This window comes from Streptomyces sp. CA-181903, from assembly GCF_050937075.1.
Classification (GTDB): domain Bacteria; phylum Actinomycetota; class Actinomycetes; order Streptomycetales; family Streptomycetaceae; genus Streptomyces.
The window spans coordinates 2,873,948-2,889,947 of sequence record NZ_JBNJLY010000001.1 but is presented as its reverse complement, the minus strand read 5'-3'; the positions used below and the strand labels follow the sequence as shown (position 1 = coordinate 2,889,947).

General features: G+C 72.0%; 11 protein-coding genes and 1 pseudogene. 6 read left to right on the top strand and 6 right to left on the bottom strand.

The annotated features are described in order from the left end of the window. Positions 1-332: 332 nt before the first annotated feature. Positions 333-1,258: pseudogene (locus tag ACQEVS_RS12960) on the top strand (FAD binding domain-containing protein). Between the two features lie 268 nt (positions 1,259-1,526). Here ACQEVS_RS12960 and ACQEVS_RS12955 read toward each other — a convergent pair. After that, a complete protein-coding gene (locus ACQEVS_RS12955; RefSeq protein ID WP_433019562.1) occupies positions 1,527-1,694 on the bottom strand; it encodes a hypothetical protein in 168 nt (55 codons plus the stop codon). 12 nt (positions 1,695-1,706) lie between these two features. On the opposite strand from ACQEVS_RS12955, the gene ACQEVS_RS12950 reads away from it, so the two are divergent. Continuing rightward, positions 1,707-4,073, top strand: coding sequence for a 2Fe-2S iron-sulfur cluster-binding protein (locus ACQEVS_RS12950; RefSeq protein WP_433019559.1), 2,367 nt, complete (start codon positions 1,707-1,709; stop codon positions 4,071-4,073). 5 nt (positions 4,074-4,078) lie between these two features. Next, positions 4,079-6,442, top strand: coding sequence for a xanthine dehydrogenase family protein molybdopterin-binding subunit (locus tag ACQEVS_RS12945; RefSeq protein ID WP_433027511.1), 2,364 nt, complete (start codon positions 4,079-4,081; stop codon positions 6,440-6,442). 349 nt (positions 6,443-6,791) lie between these two features. Here the strand turns inward: ACQEVS_RS12945 and ACQEVS_RS12940 are convergent, their stop codons facing one another. From ACQEVS_RS12940 to ACQEVS_RS12925, 4 genes are read right to left on the bottom strand one after another with little or no spacing between them, the layout of a single operon-like run. Then, on the bottom strand, positions 6,792-7,190 hold the full coding sequence (locus ACQEVS_RS12940; RefSeq protein WP_433019556.1) for a hypothetical protein: 399 nt from the start codon (positions 7,188-7,190) through the stop codon (positions 6,792-6,794). A gap of 9 nt (positions 7,191-7,199) precedes the next feature. Then, the gene (locus tag ACQEVS_RS12935; RefSeq protein WP_433019553.1) at positions 7,200-8,297 is read right to left on the bottom strand and encodes a hypothetical protein; all 1,098 of its coding nucleotides are present in this window, start codon (positions 8,295-8,297) and stop codon (positions 7,200-7,202) included. 18 nt (positions 8,298-8,315) lie between these two features. Next, a complete protein-coding gene (locus ACQEVS_RS12930) occupies positions 8,316-9,554 on the bottom strand; it encodes a putative T7SS-secreted protein (protein ID WP_433019550.1) in 1,239 nt (412 codons plus the stop codon). 51 nt (positions 9,555-9,605) lie between these two features. Beyond that, positions 9,606-9,899 carry a hypothetical protein gene (locus ACQEVS_RS12925; RefSeq protein WP_433019547.1) on the bottom strand — a complete coding sequence of 98 codons (294 nt, stop codon included), beginning with the start codon at positions 9,897-9,899 and terminating at the stop codon, positions 9,606-9,608. Between the two features lie 364 nt (positions 9,900-10,263). Between ACQEVS_RS12925 and ACQEVS_RS12920 the strand changes: the two genes are divergently transcribed. Genes ACQEVS_RS12920 through mycP form a run of 3 tightly spaced genes read left to right on the top strand, consistent with a single transcriptional unit; the run spans position 10,264 to position 13,654 of the window. Beyond that, a complete protein-coding gene (locus tag ACQEVS_RS12920; protein ID WP_433019544.1) occupies positions 10,264-10,701 on the top strand; it encodes a hypothetical protein in 438 nt (145 codons plus the stop codon). Between the two features lies 1 nt (position 10,702). Then, the gene (locus ACQEVS_RS12915; RefSeq protein WP_433019541.1) at positions 10,703-12,385 is read left to right on the top strand and encodes a hypothetical protein; all 1,683 of its coding nucleotides are present in this window, start codon (positions 10,703-10,705) and stop codon (positions 12,383-12,385) included. A gap of 30 nt (positions 12,386-12,415) precedes the next feature. Continuing rightward, a complete protein-coding gene (gene mycP / locus ACQEVS_RS12910) occupies positions 12,416-13,654 on the top strand; it encodes a type VII secretion-associated serine protease mycosin (protein ID WP_433019538.1) in 1,239 nt (412 codons plus the stop codon). 44 nt (positions 13,655-13,698) lie between these two features. On the opposite strand, the gene ACQEVS_RS12905 is transcribed toward mycP, so the two are convergent. Then, positions 13,699-15,831, bottom strand: a complete 2,133-nt coding sequence (locus ACQEVS_RS12905) for a PQQ-binding-like beta-propeller repeat protein (protein ID WP_433019535.1) — start codon at positions 15,829-15,831, stop codon at positions 13,699-13,701. Positions 15,832-16,000: the final 169 nt, after the last annotated feature.

Sequence of the window (16,000 nt, the reverse complement as noted above, 5' to 3'; positions counted from 1 at the left end):
GGTCGCCTCCCGCTGTCCGGTCCCGTCCCCGGCGCACGCCGTGCCGCGCCCGGGCGGGTGCCTCGGTGCCTCCGGCCGCGACGCGCCCGGGCGTTCGGCCCCCGGGCCGCGACGCCTCCGCCGCCCGGCGGCGTCCGGGCGGCGCGCCCGGCGGTCACCGCGCTCGCCGCTCCGGGGCGGGCGGGGACGGGCGGCGGTTCGCGGACCCTCGCGACGGCGGGCTCCGAAGATGTGCCAGAGTTGCCACGTCCGGACCGTGAGCACGTACCGTACGGCGGAATGCCGGCGCGACGGCCGGAACAGCCGGGACCACCGGGGAAGGGGCAGCTGGGTTGACCACGCACGCACCGCAGGCGGCGCACACGGTGACGTTGCCGGGCTCGCTCGACGAGGCCGTGGCGGCGCTGGCCGCCATGCCCGCCGCCGTGCCCGTCGCGGGCGGCACCGATCTCATGGCAGCGGTCAACTCGGGCCTGCTGCGCCCCGCCGCGCTCGTCGGCCTCGGGCGCATCAGCGAGATCCGCGGCTGGCAGTACCAGGACGGCCACGCCCTGCTCGGCGCCGGACTGACCCACGCCCGCATGGGGCGGCCGGACTTCGCCGCCCTCATCCCCGCGCTCGCCGCCGCCGCCCGCGCCGCCGGGCCCCGCAGATCCGCAACGCGGGCACCCTCGGCGGCAACATCGCCTCCGCCGCGCCGACCGGGGACGCGCTGCCCGTCCTCGCCGCCCTGGAGGCGTCCCTCGTCATCGCGGGCCCCGGCGGGCGGCGCGAGATCCCGGTCGGCAGGCTGCTCGCCGGGATCGAACTGCTGCACCCGGGCGAGCTCATCGGCTACGTCCGCGTCCCGCTCCTGCACGCCCCGCAGACCTTCCTCAAGGCCACCGGCCGGACCGGCCCCGGCCGCGCCACCGCCTCCGTCGCCGTGGTCCTGGACCCGGCCCGGCGGATGGTCCGGTGCGCGGTCGGCGCGGTCGCGCCGATGCCGCTGCGCCCGTACGACGCCGAGCACTGGGTCGCCTCGCTCATCGACTGGGACGGCGAACGGACCCTGGCCCCCGAGGCGCTGGCCGCCTTCGGCGACTACGTGGCCGCCGCCTGCATCCCCGACCCGCCGCCCGTCCCGCAGGGCGCCGACGACGGCACCGGCCACTCCGTCCAGGCGCCGGGAGAAGGTACCCTGCCGCCGGCCGTGCTGCATCTGCGGCGTACCGTGGCGACTCTGGCCCGCCGAGCACTGGGGAGGGCACTCGCGTGAGTGACGATCAGCAGCGACACGCCCGCACGCCCGTCGAGGGCGGCTGGCAGCCCATGCCGCGCGGGGCGGAGATCGACGCGGAGGGCACGGCGTTCGTCCAGCTCCCGCCCGAACTGCTGGCGCACCCGGGCCCCGGCGGCGACACCGGCTGGGCGCCGCTGGCCGCGCCCGGGACGGGGTACGCGCCGCCCGCGGCGGCGTCCTCCTGGGACGCGGTGCCGCAGTATCCGGGGGGCGGCCAGGAGCATCAGGGCGCGGCCGGCGCCGGCTATCCCCAGGGCGGCCGGCAGGCCGGGGGCCGCAGCACCAGGCCGCTGGGCAGCATCAGGCCGGTGTCCAGCAGCCCGGTGTCCAGCAGTCCGGCGTCCAGCAGTCGGTGCCCCACCAGTCCGTGGCGCATCATCAGCATCATCAGCAGGCGGGTCCGCAGGCGCACCAGGGCGCGTCCGTGCCGCAGCAGGCCGGCGCGCGCTCCGGGGACGCCGGGCGCGCGGCGCCGGCGTCCGCGCCGTCGCCGGCGCCGTCGTCCGAGCATGACGACTGGCCGGCCGGCCCGTACGTCTCCGGCATGGTCGACGGGCCGGCGGAGTGGGCCGCGCCCGCGGACGCGTACGGCTCCGGCGCCACCGATACGTACGGCTCCGGCGTGCCCGGTGGTGACGGGCATGGTGGCGAGGCCCATGGGGCCGACGTGCGCGGTGCCGGCGTGCGCGGTGCCGATGTCCACGGTGGTGACGTCCACGGTGGCGAGGCGTACGGCGCCGGGGTGTACGCGGCGGACGCGTACGGGCCCGGCGGCACGTACGGTTCCGGCGTGCCCGCGGCCGGCGCTTCCGACGGCTCCCCGGCCCCCGGCGCGCCGGGCGCGGCCGGTGGCCCCGATGGTTCCGGTGGGTTGCAGGACACCGCGCAGTGGCCGCTGCCGTACCCGCCCGGCATGGAGCCGGACGCCGCCGAACAGAGCGGTTCGACCGGGCAGTGGTCGGTCCCGGCGGCCGGGGACGACCCGGTCGACGAGTCCGGCGAGTACGCGCTGCACGCCGCCCCGCAGGGGACGGGCGCCGCGCCCGCCGCCGCGCACCCGGCGGCGGAGTGGCCCGTGCCCGCGCCCGGTTCCGCGGACACCGGGGCTTGGCACCAGCCCGTCGGCGGCGGTACGGAGGGGACGGGCGGGGCCGGTGTGCCCGTGTCTCCGGCCTCTTCCGCCGACGCGGCCGATCACGTCGGTCATGTTGATCACGCCGATCACGTCGCCCACGCCGGTTCGGCCGGGCAGTGGTCGGTGCCGGCCGCCCCTGCGGCGACGGGCGACACGCCCGACGCGTCGGGGGAGTACCGCCTGGACGCGGCGAACGCGTACCCGGGCGACGGGTTGACGCCGCACCCCGGTACGAACGCCACGAACGTCACCGATACGGGCGAACAGGTGGTCAGTGGCGCGTGGGAGGTGGTGACCGACGTTCCGGGCGCCCCTACGGCAGTCCCGCACGCCGGCACGCACGACGCGCACGGCACCCATGACGCGCACAGCACCCATGACGCGCATGACACGCGTGACGCGCACGACACGTACGGCGGGTATCGGCAGCACGGCCTCGCCGTGCCGCATGACGTCCCCGGTGCCGCCTCCGGCGCGGCCCCCGAGGCCGTCCCGCACACCGAACCCCTCGCGCACGCCGCCGAGTCCGTACCGGGTCACGGCCCGGAGCAGCCGCACGCCTCCGTGGAGCACGGGCGGCACGGGGCCGAGGCCGCCGACGTCCAGGCGGCGGGCCATGAGCCGTCCGCCGGACAGGAGCCCGCGCCGGGACCGGACACCGCCGCGCCCGTATCGCAGGACCCGCCCGCGCCGCACGACGCACCTGCACCGCACGGCTCACCCGTGCCGAACGACGCCCCCGTGCCGAACGACGCGCACGACGCGTCCGTACCCGCGGAGCACCTGCCCGAGGAAGGCGCCCCGGGCACGCCTCACGAGCAGCGGCACGAACAGCCCGGCCCGGACGGCCCGTTCGACGCGTCCGCCTCCCCGGACTCGTCCGACGCCTCCGTCCCCTCGGAAGGCTCCGACCCCGCCGGCTCCGACCATGCCACGGGCCACACGGACGTCACGGACGGCACCGACGTCACCAATCACACGGACCCCGCGCATTCCACGGATCCCGCGGATCCCGTCGGCCTCCCCGCCCCCTCCTCCGCGCTCGACGAGCCGCAGGCACCCGCCACCGAGCACCCCTGCGCCTCGTACGTCCTGCGCGTCAACGGCACGGACCGGCCGGTCACCGACGCGTGGATCGGCGAGTCCCTGCTCTACGTCCTGCGCGAGCGCCTCGGCCTGGCCGGCGCCAAGGACGGCTGCTCGCAGGGTGAGTGCGGAGCGTGTTCGGTGCAGGTGGACGGCCGGCTCGTGGCCTCCTGCCTGGTGCCCGCCGCGCTGACCGCCGGTTCCGAGGTGCGGACGGTCGAGGGGCTGGCCCAGGACGGGCAGCCCTCCGACGTGCAGCGCGCGCTCGCCGACTGCGGCGCCGTGCAGTGCGGTTTCTGCGTGCCCGGTCTGGCCATGACGGTCCACGACCTCCTGGAGGGCAACCACGCCCCCACCGAACTGGAGACCCGCCAGGCCATCTGCGGCAACCTCTGCCGCTGCTCGGGCTACCGGGGGGTCCTGGAGGCCGTCCGCCAGGTCGCCGACGAGCGCGCCGAGGCGGCCGCGGCGCTCGAGGAGCAGGCGTCCGGGGAACAGGACGCGGCGACGGGACGCATCCCGCACCAGACGGGGCCGCACGACGGCGGCAGTGGAAAGGCGACGGCATGACGGGGATGGGCGGCAGCGCCGGAGCGGGCGGCTCGGGAGGGCCGGACGACGTGACGGGCGTGCTCGGCGCTCTGGTCACCTCGTCCGTGACCGCGCCCGCGCCGGTCCCCGACGGGCCTCCGCAGGGCATCGGCGTGTCCGTCCCGGCCGCCGACGCCGGGGCCAAGACGCAGGGCACCTTCCCGTACGCCGCCGACCTGTGGGCGGAGGGGCTGCTGTGGGCGGCGGTGCTGCGGTCCCCGCACCCGCACGCCCGGATCGTCTCCATCGACACCGCCACGGCCGCGGCCATGCCGGGCGTGCACGCCGTCGTCACCCACGCCGACGTGCCGGGCGACGCCGCCCACGGCCGGCGGGTCACGGACCGCCCGGTGTTCGCGTCCGACGTCGTGCGCCACCACGGCGAGCCGATCGCCGCGGTCGCCGCCGACCACCCGGACACCGCCCGGCTGGCCGCCGCCGCCATCGCCGTCGAGTACGAGGTGCTGGAGCCGGTCACCGACCCCGAACTGGCCTTTTCCGCCGAGCCGTTGCACCCGGACGGCAACCTCATCCGCCACATCCCGCTGCGCTTCGGCGACCCCGAGATCACCGGCGAGGTGGTGGTCGAGGGGCTGTACCGCATCGGCCGGCAGGACCCGGCGCCCATCGGCGCCGAGGCCGGGCTCGCCGTGCCCCGGCCCGACGGCGGCGTCGAGATCTACTGCGCCTCCACCGACCCGCACGCCGACCGCGACCTGGCCGCCGCCTGCTTCGCGCTCGAACCGGAACGCGTCAAGATCGTCGTCACCGGTGTGCCCGGCGCGATGGGCGACCGCGAGGACTCCGGCGTCCAACTGCCGCTCGGCCTCCTCGCGTTGCGCACCGGCCACCCGGTGAAGCTCGCGGCCACCCGCGAGGAGTCGTTCCTCAGCCACGCCCACCGCCACCCGACGCTGCTGCGCTACCGCCACCACGCGGACGCCGAGGGCAAGCTGGTCAAGGTCGAGGCGCAGATCCTGATGGACGCCGGCGCCTACGCCGACTCCTCGTCGGACGCGCTCGCCGCCGCCGTCGCCTTCGCCTGCGGCCCGTACGTCGTCCCGCACGCCTTCGTCGAGGGCTGGGCCGTCCGCACCAACAACCCGCCGTCCGGCCATGTGCGCGGCGAGGGCGCCATGCAGGTGTGCGCCGCCTACGAGGGCCAGATGGACAAGCTGGCCGCGCGGCTCGGCATCGACCCCGCCGAACTGCGCATGCGCAACATCATGGCGACGGGCGACATCCTGCCCACCGGCCAGACGGTCACCTGCCCGGCCCCCGTCGCCGAACTCCTCGCCGCGGTACGCGACTTCCCCCTCCCCGCCCTGCCCAAGGACGACCCCGAGGAGGAGTGGCTGCTTCCCGGCGGCTTGGAGGGCGCCGGCGAACCGGGCGCCGTCCGGCGCGGCGTCGGCTACGGCGTCGGCATGGTGCACATGCTCGGCGCGGAGGGCGCGGACGAGGTGTCCACGGCGACGGTGAAGGTCAGCGGTTCCGTCGCGACCGTCATCTGCGCCGCCGTCGAGACCGGTCAGGGCTTCTCCACGCTGGCCCGGCAGATCGTCCAGGAGGTCCTGGGCATCACGGACGTGTACGTGGCGCCGGTCGACACCGACCAGCCCCCCTGCGGCCCGGCCGCCCACGGCCGCCACACCTGGGTTTCGGGCGGCGCGGTCGAGCGGGCCGCCCGCATGGTGCGCACGCAGTTGTTGCAGCCGCTGGCCGCCCAGTTCGGCATGTCCACCGAGCTGCTGACGATCGCCGACGGCAAGATCACCTCGTACGACGGCGTGCTCAGCACCACCGTCGCCGAGGCCCTGGACGGCAAGGAACTCTGGGCCACCGCCCAGTGCCGCCCCCACCCCACCGAGCCGCTGGACGAGACCGGCCAGGGCGACGCCTTCGTCGGCATCGCCTTCTGCGCGGTACGGGCCGTGGTGGACGTCGACGTCGAACTCGGCTCCGTCCGCGTCGTCGAGATGGCCGTCGCCCAGGACGTCGGCCGCGTCCTCAACCCCGCCCAGGCGCACGCCCGCATCGAGGCCGGCCTCACCCAGGGCCTCGGCGCGGCCCTCACCGAGAACCTCCGCACGTCGTCCGGCCAGGTCCGCCGCCCCGACCTCGGCGGCTACGCCCTGCCGACCTCCCTGGACGCCCCGGACATCCGCATCGTCAAGCTCGTCGAGGAACGCGACGTGGTCGCCCCCTTCGGCGCCAAGGCCATCAGCGCGGTCCCGGTCGTCACCTCCCCGGCCGCCATCGCCTCGGCCGTCCGCGCGGCCACGGGCCGCCCGGTGAACCGACTGCCGATCCGACCGCAGGCGGCGGTGGCGACGACGGGGGTGTGACGGCGGGGGCGGGCGGGAGGGAACCGGAGGCGCTGTCCACAACTGCTTCCGGTCTCTCTTCCACCGGTGGTAGCGGCGGTTGCGCTTCTCGCCGGTGAGTATCTCCTCCAGCCGCGGCGACAAGCCGGGCGGCGCGACGCTCCGCTCCTGGAGGCGAGCGGCCCCCTATGCCCCCACCGTGAGCACCCGCAACAGCAGGCAGGCATCCCCCTCGTCGTACCACTTGCCCTTGCCCGCGACACGCTCGTACTCCGCTACGCGGAGTTTCGACGGAAGGGATCGTCAAACTCCTGCCGCGTGAGCGCCTTTTCAACTACCAGTGGACCGAGGCGGTCAGGCGGGGCCGGTGTCAGCGCTGCTTGCCGGCTTTCTTCGCAAGGTGCTCGCGGCCGTTTTTCTCCACCCGGTACATCAGCCGCAATGCGGGAGACGGCTGCGGAACCCTTACCCCCCGCTCTTCGGCATCCACCAGGCGCCGCACGTAGTCACGGGCCTCACCGTACAACGGCCTCAGTCGGAAGGCACGCCGGATGGCGAGGGCCCACAACCAAATCACGGCAGGGACGAGGAGGAGAGTCGCATAGCCTTCTGGGAAGTCGCTGCTGAAGCCGACCAGGGTTCCGATTATGGGAAAGACAGCGAGAGTGCACCCTGCCTCGCTGTACCACCGACCCTTGCCGGCGATCCGCTCGTAGTCGGTAACGGGTTTCGTTTTGGGCGGGATCTGATCATGAAACTTCTCTGGCATAGGGAGCTCTCAAACCTCATCAGGCGGCAGACCGTGCCCCGCCGACGCCTCGATTGATCTCCGGCAAGGGCCGAGTACCTTCACAAGCAGGCGCAAGTTACTGGGACAAGGGGTCAAGCCAAGGCGGTATCCTGCGGTATGCACGGCTGAAAAAGAGCGGTCTCCCGTCGCCAATGGGGTAATCGGCTTCCATGTGCGGGCCAGTAGGGAGGCTTCAGCACGCCGAACCACGTCGGTGTAATCGGCGGAACTTGCCAAAGCGTGCGCGAACCACTCGTGCAGTAGTGAACATGGAACCGTCCGGCTTGCTACTCGGCAGTCAGGGCAGACAACTTTGGTCAATCGGCTCTCAGGGCTGACAGAGCCGTGCAGTGCCAATGCGTCCAGAATATTGCTGGAATGTGCGTACACCTCTTGCGCGGCAGCGACGGACACGCTATCGGAAGGATGGAAGATCTGCGAAGGAGTCGTGAGGAAGAGAATTTCTTCCTCGGTTGCCCAGCTCACGGTCTGAACGATACTGGCGAACAGTTCCGAATAAAAATCCCAGTCGTCCATGGCGGGAGTCGCAAGTTCCAGTACCGCGATTTCTGAACGGTCAGGCAGGGGGATATAGACCTGGATTATACCTTTTAGCATCTCGATCGAGGTTCCCGCCCCTGAAAACTCCGAGGGGACTACGAACGGTTCATCTCCTATGCGCACGACGACCCTGCCGCAAGACAATTCGGAGAAACGTACATCATCGCGTGGGTAGGCGTCTCTTAGAGCGGACGCCATCTGGTCGAGGAGGTCCAGGTCTGCGTAGCCCTCAAGCGGGATCCTGTACATCGCCAAGGAAGCAGTGCTCCGCCTGCCGTCGCCCATGTCTAGAGCGCAGAATGCCGCGTACTCGGCTCCAGCTTCGATGAAATCCTGGAGAAGAAACCCGTAGGCCACACACATGCGAACCCTGTCCTCGTCGGTGCCGGAAGGCAGAAGCCTTTCGGCCAGGGAATAAAGCCGGTCGGCTGCCTCTTCGGCATCCGCAGAGTCCAGTGGAAGGGGGTGGAAGAAGGCAGGGGGGAGCCAGGTCATGTGGAGGTCGGCACGCGCAGTGTTATCCATGTGGGTTCACCTGCTCAGTCAGCCAGCCAGAGCCTCATGGAATGCGGCGGGCGTACCTCTCCTGCCTGTGTAAGGAGCGGGTGCTTGAATACGGGGCTCCCTTTCGTGGTGGCTGGAAGTCTCACCATGCGTGAGCAACTTCTCCAAACCGTGGACAGTGGACATGGCCTTCACCGTTCCTGTGATCGCTTCGGGCGAGACCTCTTTCTTGAACATCCCGGCGACCCGGTTCACCTGAGGACTGATCCCCTTCGTGGTAAGGGGATTCTTGAAAGCCTCCAGGAAGCCTGTGCCCGCCTCTCTGGCGCCGTTGAGCAACTTGGCTCCCTTGGCGCCTGCCTTCACCCCTTGGAAGAGTCCATTACCCGCCCCGAAGCCGGGAAAGAGTCCCAAACTGTCCATTCCGACTTTGGCGATCGTCGTCTTTCCGTCGATGAGGCCGCGTTTCCAGGCCATGTAGTGTCCTGCCGCAGCTGCGCTGGCGCAGGCGACCGACAATCCGCCGAGGACGACTCCCGCAGGTGGGAATGCGCTGGCTACGATGGCTGCCAAGGCCAATGCGCTTGACAGCGTGGAGAACAGATCGGCGTGCTTGACGAGGAAGTTCTTGAAACCCTTCCACGCCTTGTTGAGGCCACCCGATATCCGCTCCCACACACTGATGTCCGGCGGGTGGTTCTTGGCGGCCTCGCGTATCGCCTTGGCCGCTTCTTCCGAGTGCCGTTCCCACTTCTCCCGCAGGCGCTCGGCCTCGGCGATGATCAAATCGAGTGCGTGCACGGCCTTGGCGGCGTCCGAGGCCGCCTTGCTGCTGTCGCTGGTCAGCTTGTCGGCCTCGGCCTTGGAGATCTGCACATGATTATGGTTGATGTCATCGATCTTCTGATTGATGAGTTTGCTGGCTTCGACCGTCTCCTTGACTTTTGACCTTGCGGCGACCGCGTCGTTTTCGAGCCTCTTCGCTGTCTCCTGGTGGGCGTGGAGGTTCTCACGCCACTGCTTCAGGGCGTGCGAGCAGTCATGCATGGACTTGCTGCCCTGTTGCAGATAGGTGGGCAGCTTGCCGAGCTGACCTCTGAAGGCCGTGGCCGCCTCCCCCTTCCAGACTTTGTCCGACTTTCCGATTTGCTCTACCAGGCGATGGAGCTCTTCCAGTTCGTCTGCGACTCGGCCGACGTCGTGTGCGAGCCACTCGGTTGTCTTTACGCTGCCTTTTGCGGGATTGAAGCCAAGACCAGGCCACGCTGAGTCGGACATGTTTCTCCCACGTGTGAGTCCGGTGGTCGGATGCGGAGTGCCGCCGGCGGCCTACCGTTCGCTGGGGCTGAACCCCCGGCGCAGGACGTGTTCGTATTCCGTGAACTCCTTCGAGACCTCCTTCAAGGCGCTGTGGATGTGCTTGGATCCCTTGGCTATGCGTTTGATGCCGTCGTGCCAGTTGTCCTGGAAGTGGTAGCAGGCTGCGTCGAGGCCCTGTGTGCCCAGGCCTTTCGGTCCGACCTTTTTCAATGAGGCGCAGGCGTCGTGCATCCGTTCCGTCACCTCGTTCAGCCTTCGCAGCAGGTCCGCCATGCCGTCATCGGCGTGGCCGAAATCGGACATCATCCCTCCTTGATCAATTGACGCCTTGGGCGCGGATGGAGGTGCGGTTGGCGCATCGGGGCGCGCGTCGGTGACTGTAAGTCAAGTGCCTGAAGCTGGCAAGATTCTGACAGAGACTGCCATGTGGAGCGGCGTGGGCAATCGCGCCGGGTGCCCACGCTCATCCGGCGCATCAATCGTCGCTATGGGCGGTGGCCGCCGACGACGAGGCCGGGTGTGAGCCTGGTTGTCTACTTGGGCATTCAACTTCTCGACGGAAGTGCGGAATTGGACTCGTCCGGGGCGTACGCGCGCCTACTTGCCGGTAGGCTTGCGTGGCTTGATGTAGGGCCCATGGATTGGGTGGACGAGGGGTGGGGCGGCAGTGGGGACACACTCCGCGAGCGACAGGCTGAAGGTTGAACTCGGCACGCTCAAGACCTTCAAGGGGCGCATCGACGAAGCGCTGGTCAAACTCAGCGGTTCCGAAGCGGATCCGTCGCGCGTAGGGGAAGCGACGTTCGACCAGGGGCATCTGGGCAAGGGCTTCGACGCGGTAGGGGCGCTGTACGGCGCCTACCGGGCCGTGCATCAGGATCTGGCTGCCCTGTCGAAGCTGCTCGCCGACCAGATCGAAGCCCTGAGCCTCGCCCTTCAAGGGGCGCACAACGGCTACCAGGAGACGGACCAGGAGCACCAGCGCCGTATATGGGCGGTCCGGCAGGAGGTCGCGAAGTACTACGACCCGAAGTCTGATCCGCACGCACCCGGCGGCGGCGACGTGGGCCACGCAGGTGGGGACCACGACAAGGGGGGTATGTGACATGACCGGCCAGGAGAGGAACACGCACCCCGGATCGGCCAGGCCCGCGTTCACACCGGCAGCGGTTCCCGACTTCGGCACGTACTCCCACGAGCAGCTCCTCGCCATGGTCGAGCACGCCGACGAGCACAAGATCAGGGCCATCGGGCTCAGGCTCCAGGAGGCGGCTCAGACGATCGGTGAGGTGGGGCAAGGGCTCAAGGAGCACATGAGCCGTCTGGAGTGGGACGGCGAGGGCGCCCGGGCCTTCCATGCCTGGGGTGCCGACATGTCCAACGCCACCCTGTCCTTGAGCGGTTACAGCGAGAAGGTCGGCATGTGGATCTGTGCCGCCGCCAACGCCCTCAGCGCGGCCCAGAAGATGCCGCCCGTCCCGGCCGACGCCAAGGCGAAGGTGGACAAGTTCGACCGGCTCAACCCCGGGCTGCGCGACAACGCCGACAAGTTCCACGACGTGCGGACCCTCTACGCCAAGGACGGCCCCAGCCCCGCGGAGGTCGCGACCGCGCTCACCAAGCTCCGCCAGGAGCACGATCACGCCGCCGAGGCGATGACGCGGCTCGCCCAGGCGTACAACGACTCCGGTGACGAGATCACCAAGGGGGTGCGGCCGAACTTTCCGCCGATGCCGGATGTGATGCTTCCTCCGGAAGGCAAGGCCGGTTCCGAGCATGTCTCGCTCGACGGGACGGAGGGCGGTGGCGCCGGAGCCGGTGGCACCGGCTCCGGCGGTAGCGCGAGTGCCGCCGCCGTCGCTGACCGCGTGGACGGAGGCGGGACACCTCTCGGGGGCACCGCCGTGCCGAGCGGTCCGGTGGCCGGAAGTACGACGAGCGGACACGGTGGAACGACCGGTGGCACGACGACCGTTCCGCCGGCCGGCCACCCTGGCATCCCGACCAAGACGGACGGCGGGGTCCCCCGTCCCCCGGCCCCGGTGCCCACGATGCCGGACGGGGGGCAGCCGGCGCCCGGTCCGTCGGGACCGGTGTCCACGGTGCCCCCGGTCCCGTCGCACCACCCCCGGGGCCCCTTGACCAGTGTCCCGGGGATGCCGCCGACGTGGCCGGACCGCAGACCTCCGGCATCCGGGCACGGTGGGGACCCGGATGACGGAAAGCCTCGGCGCGGGCGCGTCGCTCAGGTGACCGAGGGACGTTCGGGCACGGGGCGTGGAGGGACGCCGGTGGCACGGCCGTCCGTCACGCCGGGACTGCCCGGAGTCGCGGACGCGCGCCCGGTCGGTTCCCGGGGACCCGCCGACGGCGTGGTGGGCGGACGTCCTGCGCCCAAGGCTCCCGGCCAGGGGCTGCCCTCGGCGACCAGGGGCACGGTCGTCGGCGCCGAGCCCGGATCCGCGGCGGGGCAGGGGCGCCCTGGCATGGGCTACGGGCCCGGTTTCGCGGGCTCGCCGGCCGGCGGCGGAGCGGGGGGCGGGCTCGGCCGGGCGGGTGGCCGTCGCTTGTCGTCCGAGGCCGGTGGCGTGGCAGGCGGTCAGGCCGCCCGCGACGCCATTTCGGGAGGCCGCCCCTTCACCCAGGGTGGGTCCGGCCTGACCCGGGGTTCCGCGGAGGCGCCATCCGGGCGGGAAGGCGGTAGCGGCAGCCGCCGGCCCGAGTACCTGGTAGAGGAGGAGAACCCGTCTCACGGGCGGTACGGCGTCATTCCCCCCGTCGTCGACTGAACTCACCCGAGGAAGAGGACGTTTCCGCAGATGATCGGGTACAGGAAGCCCATCCTCAGGACGGCTGTACGCGGTCTCGCCACCGCACTCTTCCTTCTGCTGGTCCCGGGCGGGCCGGCCTGGGCGGACACGGTCAGAGACCACCAGTGGTACCTCGACGGCATGCACGCCGAGGAGATGTGGCGGACCAGCACGGGATCCGGGGTGACGGTCGCCGTGATCGACAGCGGCGTCGACGACAGTCTTCCCGACTTGCGCGGACAGGTGTTGCCCGGAAAGGACTTCCTGCCTTCCGGGACCGGTGCCCACAAGGACGCCGTGGGGCACGGCACCTCGATGGCGGTATTGATCGCCGGGACCGGCAAGGGGCCGGAGAAGTCGGCGACCAAAGGTCTGGCACCCGGGGCCAAGATCCTTCCCCTGCGCGTCCTGAGCCACGTCGACGGGTGGGCGGCGCAGAACGAGGCCATCGTCCGGGCCATCCGATACGCGGCCGACTCTCCGGCGAAGATCATCAACATGTCGTTCGGCAACCCGGGCCAGGGCCGGTCGATGGACGAGGCCGTGCGATACGCCCTTTCCCGGGGCAAGTTGCTGTTCGCCTCGTCGGGAAACGAAGGGCGTGAGGGCAACCCGGTCGAGTATCCGGCGGCCTCCCCGGGGGTGGTGGCCGTCAGCGCGATCGGCAAGGACGCGCGGGTGACGGAGGAATCGGTGCGAGGGCCGCACGTCTCATTGGCGGCCCCGGGGGATGACATGATCCACAGTTGCCCCGGCAGTACCGGTATTTGCCGCAGCCACGGCACCAGCGCCGCCAGCGCCCTCGCCTCCGCCTCCGCCGCCCTCCTCTGGTCGGTCCACCCGGACTGGACGGCCAATCAGGTCCTCCGCGTGCTCATCAACACGGCCGGTGGCCCCAAGAGCGGTGAGAAGCGGAGCGACACCCTTGGTTACGGCGTGGTCCGGCCCCGGGTCGCCCTGAAGGACCCCGGCGACCCGGGGCCGGCGGACGTCAACCCCCTTACGGGCGCCGGGGGTTCAGGTGTGGTCGTCAAGCCGGTGCCCTCGCGCCGGCCGGACGCCCGGCCGGGTGACGCGCCCTCGGCGGGAGCCGCCCGCGAGGCCGGCGGCGGGGGGACGGGCACCACGACCTGGATACTGCTGGGGGCCGGAGGCGCGTTGGCCGTCGGAGCCGGGGGCGCGGGGGCTCTGGTGGTCGCGAGGCGGCGTCGGGAGAGGCCCGGATTCGGGCCTCCTGCCCATGGGTGAATGCCGACGAGGGGACCGGTAGCCGCGCGCCTCCGTCCGCGGTCTCACACCACCGGCATCGCCGTAAGCGACCCGTCCGCGGACAGGAAGACGCGGTTGCCCGAGCCGACGAGCCAGGGGGAGACGCTGCCGCGCCAGGGGTAGGACCAGAGGGGCTTGCCGGTTCGTTTGTCGAGGGCCAGGGCGGCGGAGGCGCTGCCGCCGGTGGCGGTCCAGAGGGTGCGGCCCTGGACGGCGGGGGGTGTGAGGGGTGGGTAGGCGCGGTCGTCCAGGCGGTGGGTCCAGACGGTCTCGCCGGTGCGGCGGTCGAGGCAGTGGACGGTCGGGGCGTCCACGGCGTAGAGGAAGGAGCCGTCGACGGACGGGCCCGACCAGCCCTGGTAGGAGCAGGTGCCGCCGTTCATCGCGGGGCTGGTCCGGAAGGAGGCGGAGGGCAGGGACCACAGCTTCTCGCCGTCGTCCAGGCGGTGTGCGGCCAGGGTCTTCCCGCCGAGGTACACGATGCCGTCGCGGACCGCCGGCAGCACCGCGTCCTGTGCGTAAGGGCGCTGGGTGAGCTTCCACGCGGTGCGGCCGGTGGCGGTGTCGAGGGCGTAGACGTCGCCGTTCCGGCCGTAGACGACGAGGCGGTTCCCGGCGGGGACGGCCAGCGCGGACTCGGAGTGGTCCGGTTCCCGGTCCGGGTGGGGGACGGCCCAACGGACCGTGCGGGAACGGATGTCGAGGGCGCTGATCCGGTTGGGGCGCAGGGTCCTCGCGCCGTCCACGAAGTAGACCGTCCCGTCGTCCATCGCGAGGACGTGGTCCGCGTCGACGGACGCGCTCCAGCGCTCGTGGCCCGTGGCGGCGTCCAGACCGACGAGCCGGCCGCCGTCGAACGGGGCCGCCACGACGTCGGCACGGCCCGCGAACCGGCCGTACTTCTCGCTGTCCACCCGCCATTTCGGTCTGCCGTCGCGTACGGAGAAGGCCGTCAGGCCGTCGCTCGCCATGGCGACGACCAGGTCGCGCACGGGAAGCGGGGCGGGGGCGAAGGGGAAGGTGACGACCGGGCCCCAGAGTTCGGCGGGCGGGCGGTCCTCCTCGTACTGGCCGGTCGTCAGGGGCTTGGCGTCCCAAGGGTGGGGCGGGGGCGGCGGGTCGGCCTTCAGGGACTCGGCAGCCGGGTGTTCGTCGCGGAGGAACCACCACGCCGCCGTGCCGCCCCCCGCGGCCACGGTGACGCCGCCCGCGACGAGGGCGGTGACCAGGCGGCGCCGGGAGGGGCCCGAGGCGGTGGCGGGGGCGTCGGTCAGGGCGGTCAGTCGGCGGGCGGCGGTCTCGCGGCGGGCGATGTCGGCGGCGAGGGGGCCGCGGCGCCAGGCGCGGTCGGCGCCTTTGGGCGGGGCCATCGCCGCGGCGATGAGGGCGGGCTGCGGGCGGTGGCCGGGTTCGCGGGCCAGGCAGGGGGCGATCAGGGCGTGCAGCGGGGCGGGGAGGCCCGCCAGGTCCGGTTCCTCGTGGACGACCTTGTACTGGACGGACGCCACGTCCGTGCCGTCGTAGGCGCGGCGGCCGGTGGCCGCGAAGGCGAGCACGGCCCCGAGCGAGAACACGTCGCCGGGCGGGCCGACGCGCCGGCCGAGCACCTGCTCGGGGGCGCCGTAGCCGGGGGTGACGGGGTTGGTCCCGGTGGTGGTGAGGGTGAGGCCGTGCTCGGGGCGCGCGATGCCGAAGTCGATGACGCGCGGGCCCGAGGAGGTCAGGACGATGTTGGACGGCTTGATGTCACGGTGCACCAGGCCGGCGGCGTGGACGTCCCCGAGGGTCCGCGCCAGCGCGGCGCCCAGGGCCCTGACCCCCGCCTCGTCGAACGGCCCGTGCTCCGCCACCGCCTCGGTCAGCGTCGGCCCGGCCAGGAACTCCGCGGCGATCCACGGCCGTCCGCCCTCCGTCCACGCCCCGAGCACCCGTGCGACACCCGGGCTCGTCACCGCCCGCGCGGCCTGCGCCTCGCGGACGAAGCGCTGCGCCAGGTGCGGGTCGTGCGCCATCTCCGGGTGCAGCACCTTGACGGCGGCCGCGGCCCCGGCGGCGTCCCGGCCGAGGTACACCTTGCCCATGCCACCCGCGCCGAGCACGCCGACGAGACGGTACGGGCCGAGGCGGAGGGGGTCTCCGGTGGTGAGGGCATCCATGGAATGACGGGCCTGTTCGGGGGAGGAGGGCGGGTGGCGGACGTGAAGCCGGTGGTCGACCGGCCGATTCTCCCGCCGTGCCGGCGGACGGTTACAGGTGGGGGTGGAGTGAAGGTTGGGGAAGCCGACGACTGGCAGTCCCTCAGAGGCGCTTGGCCGGTCGCGGGGG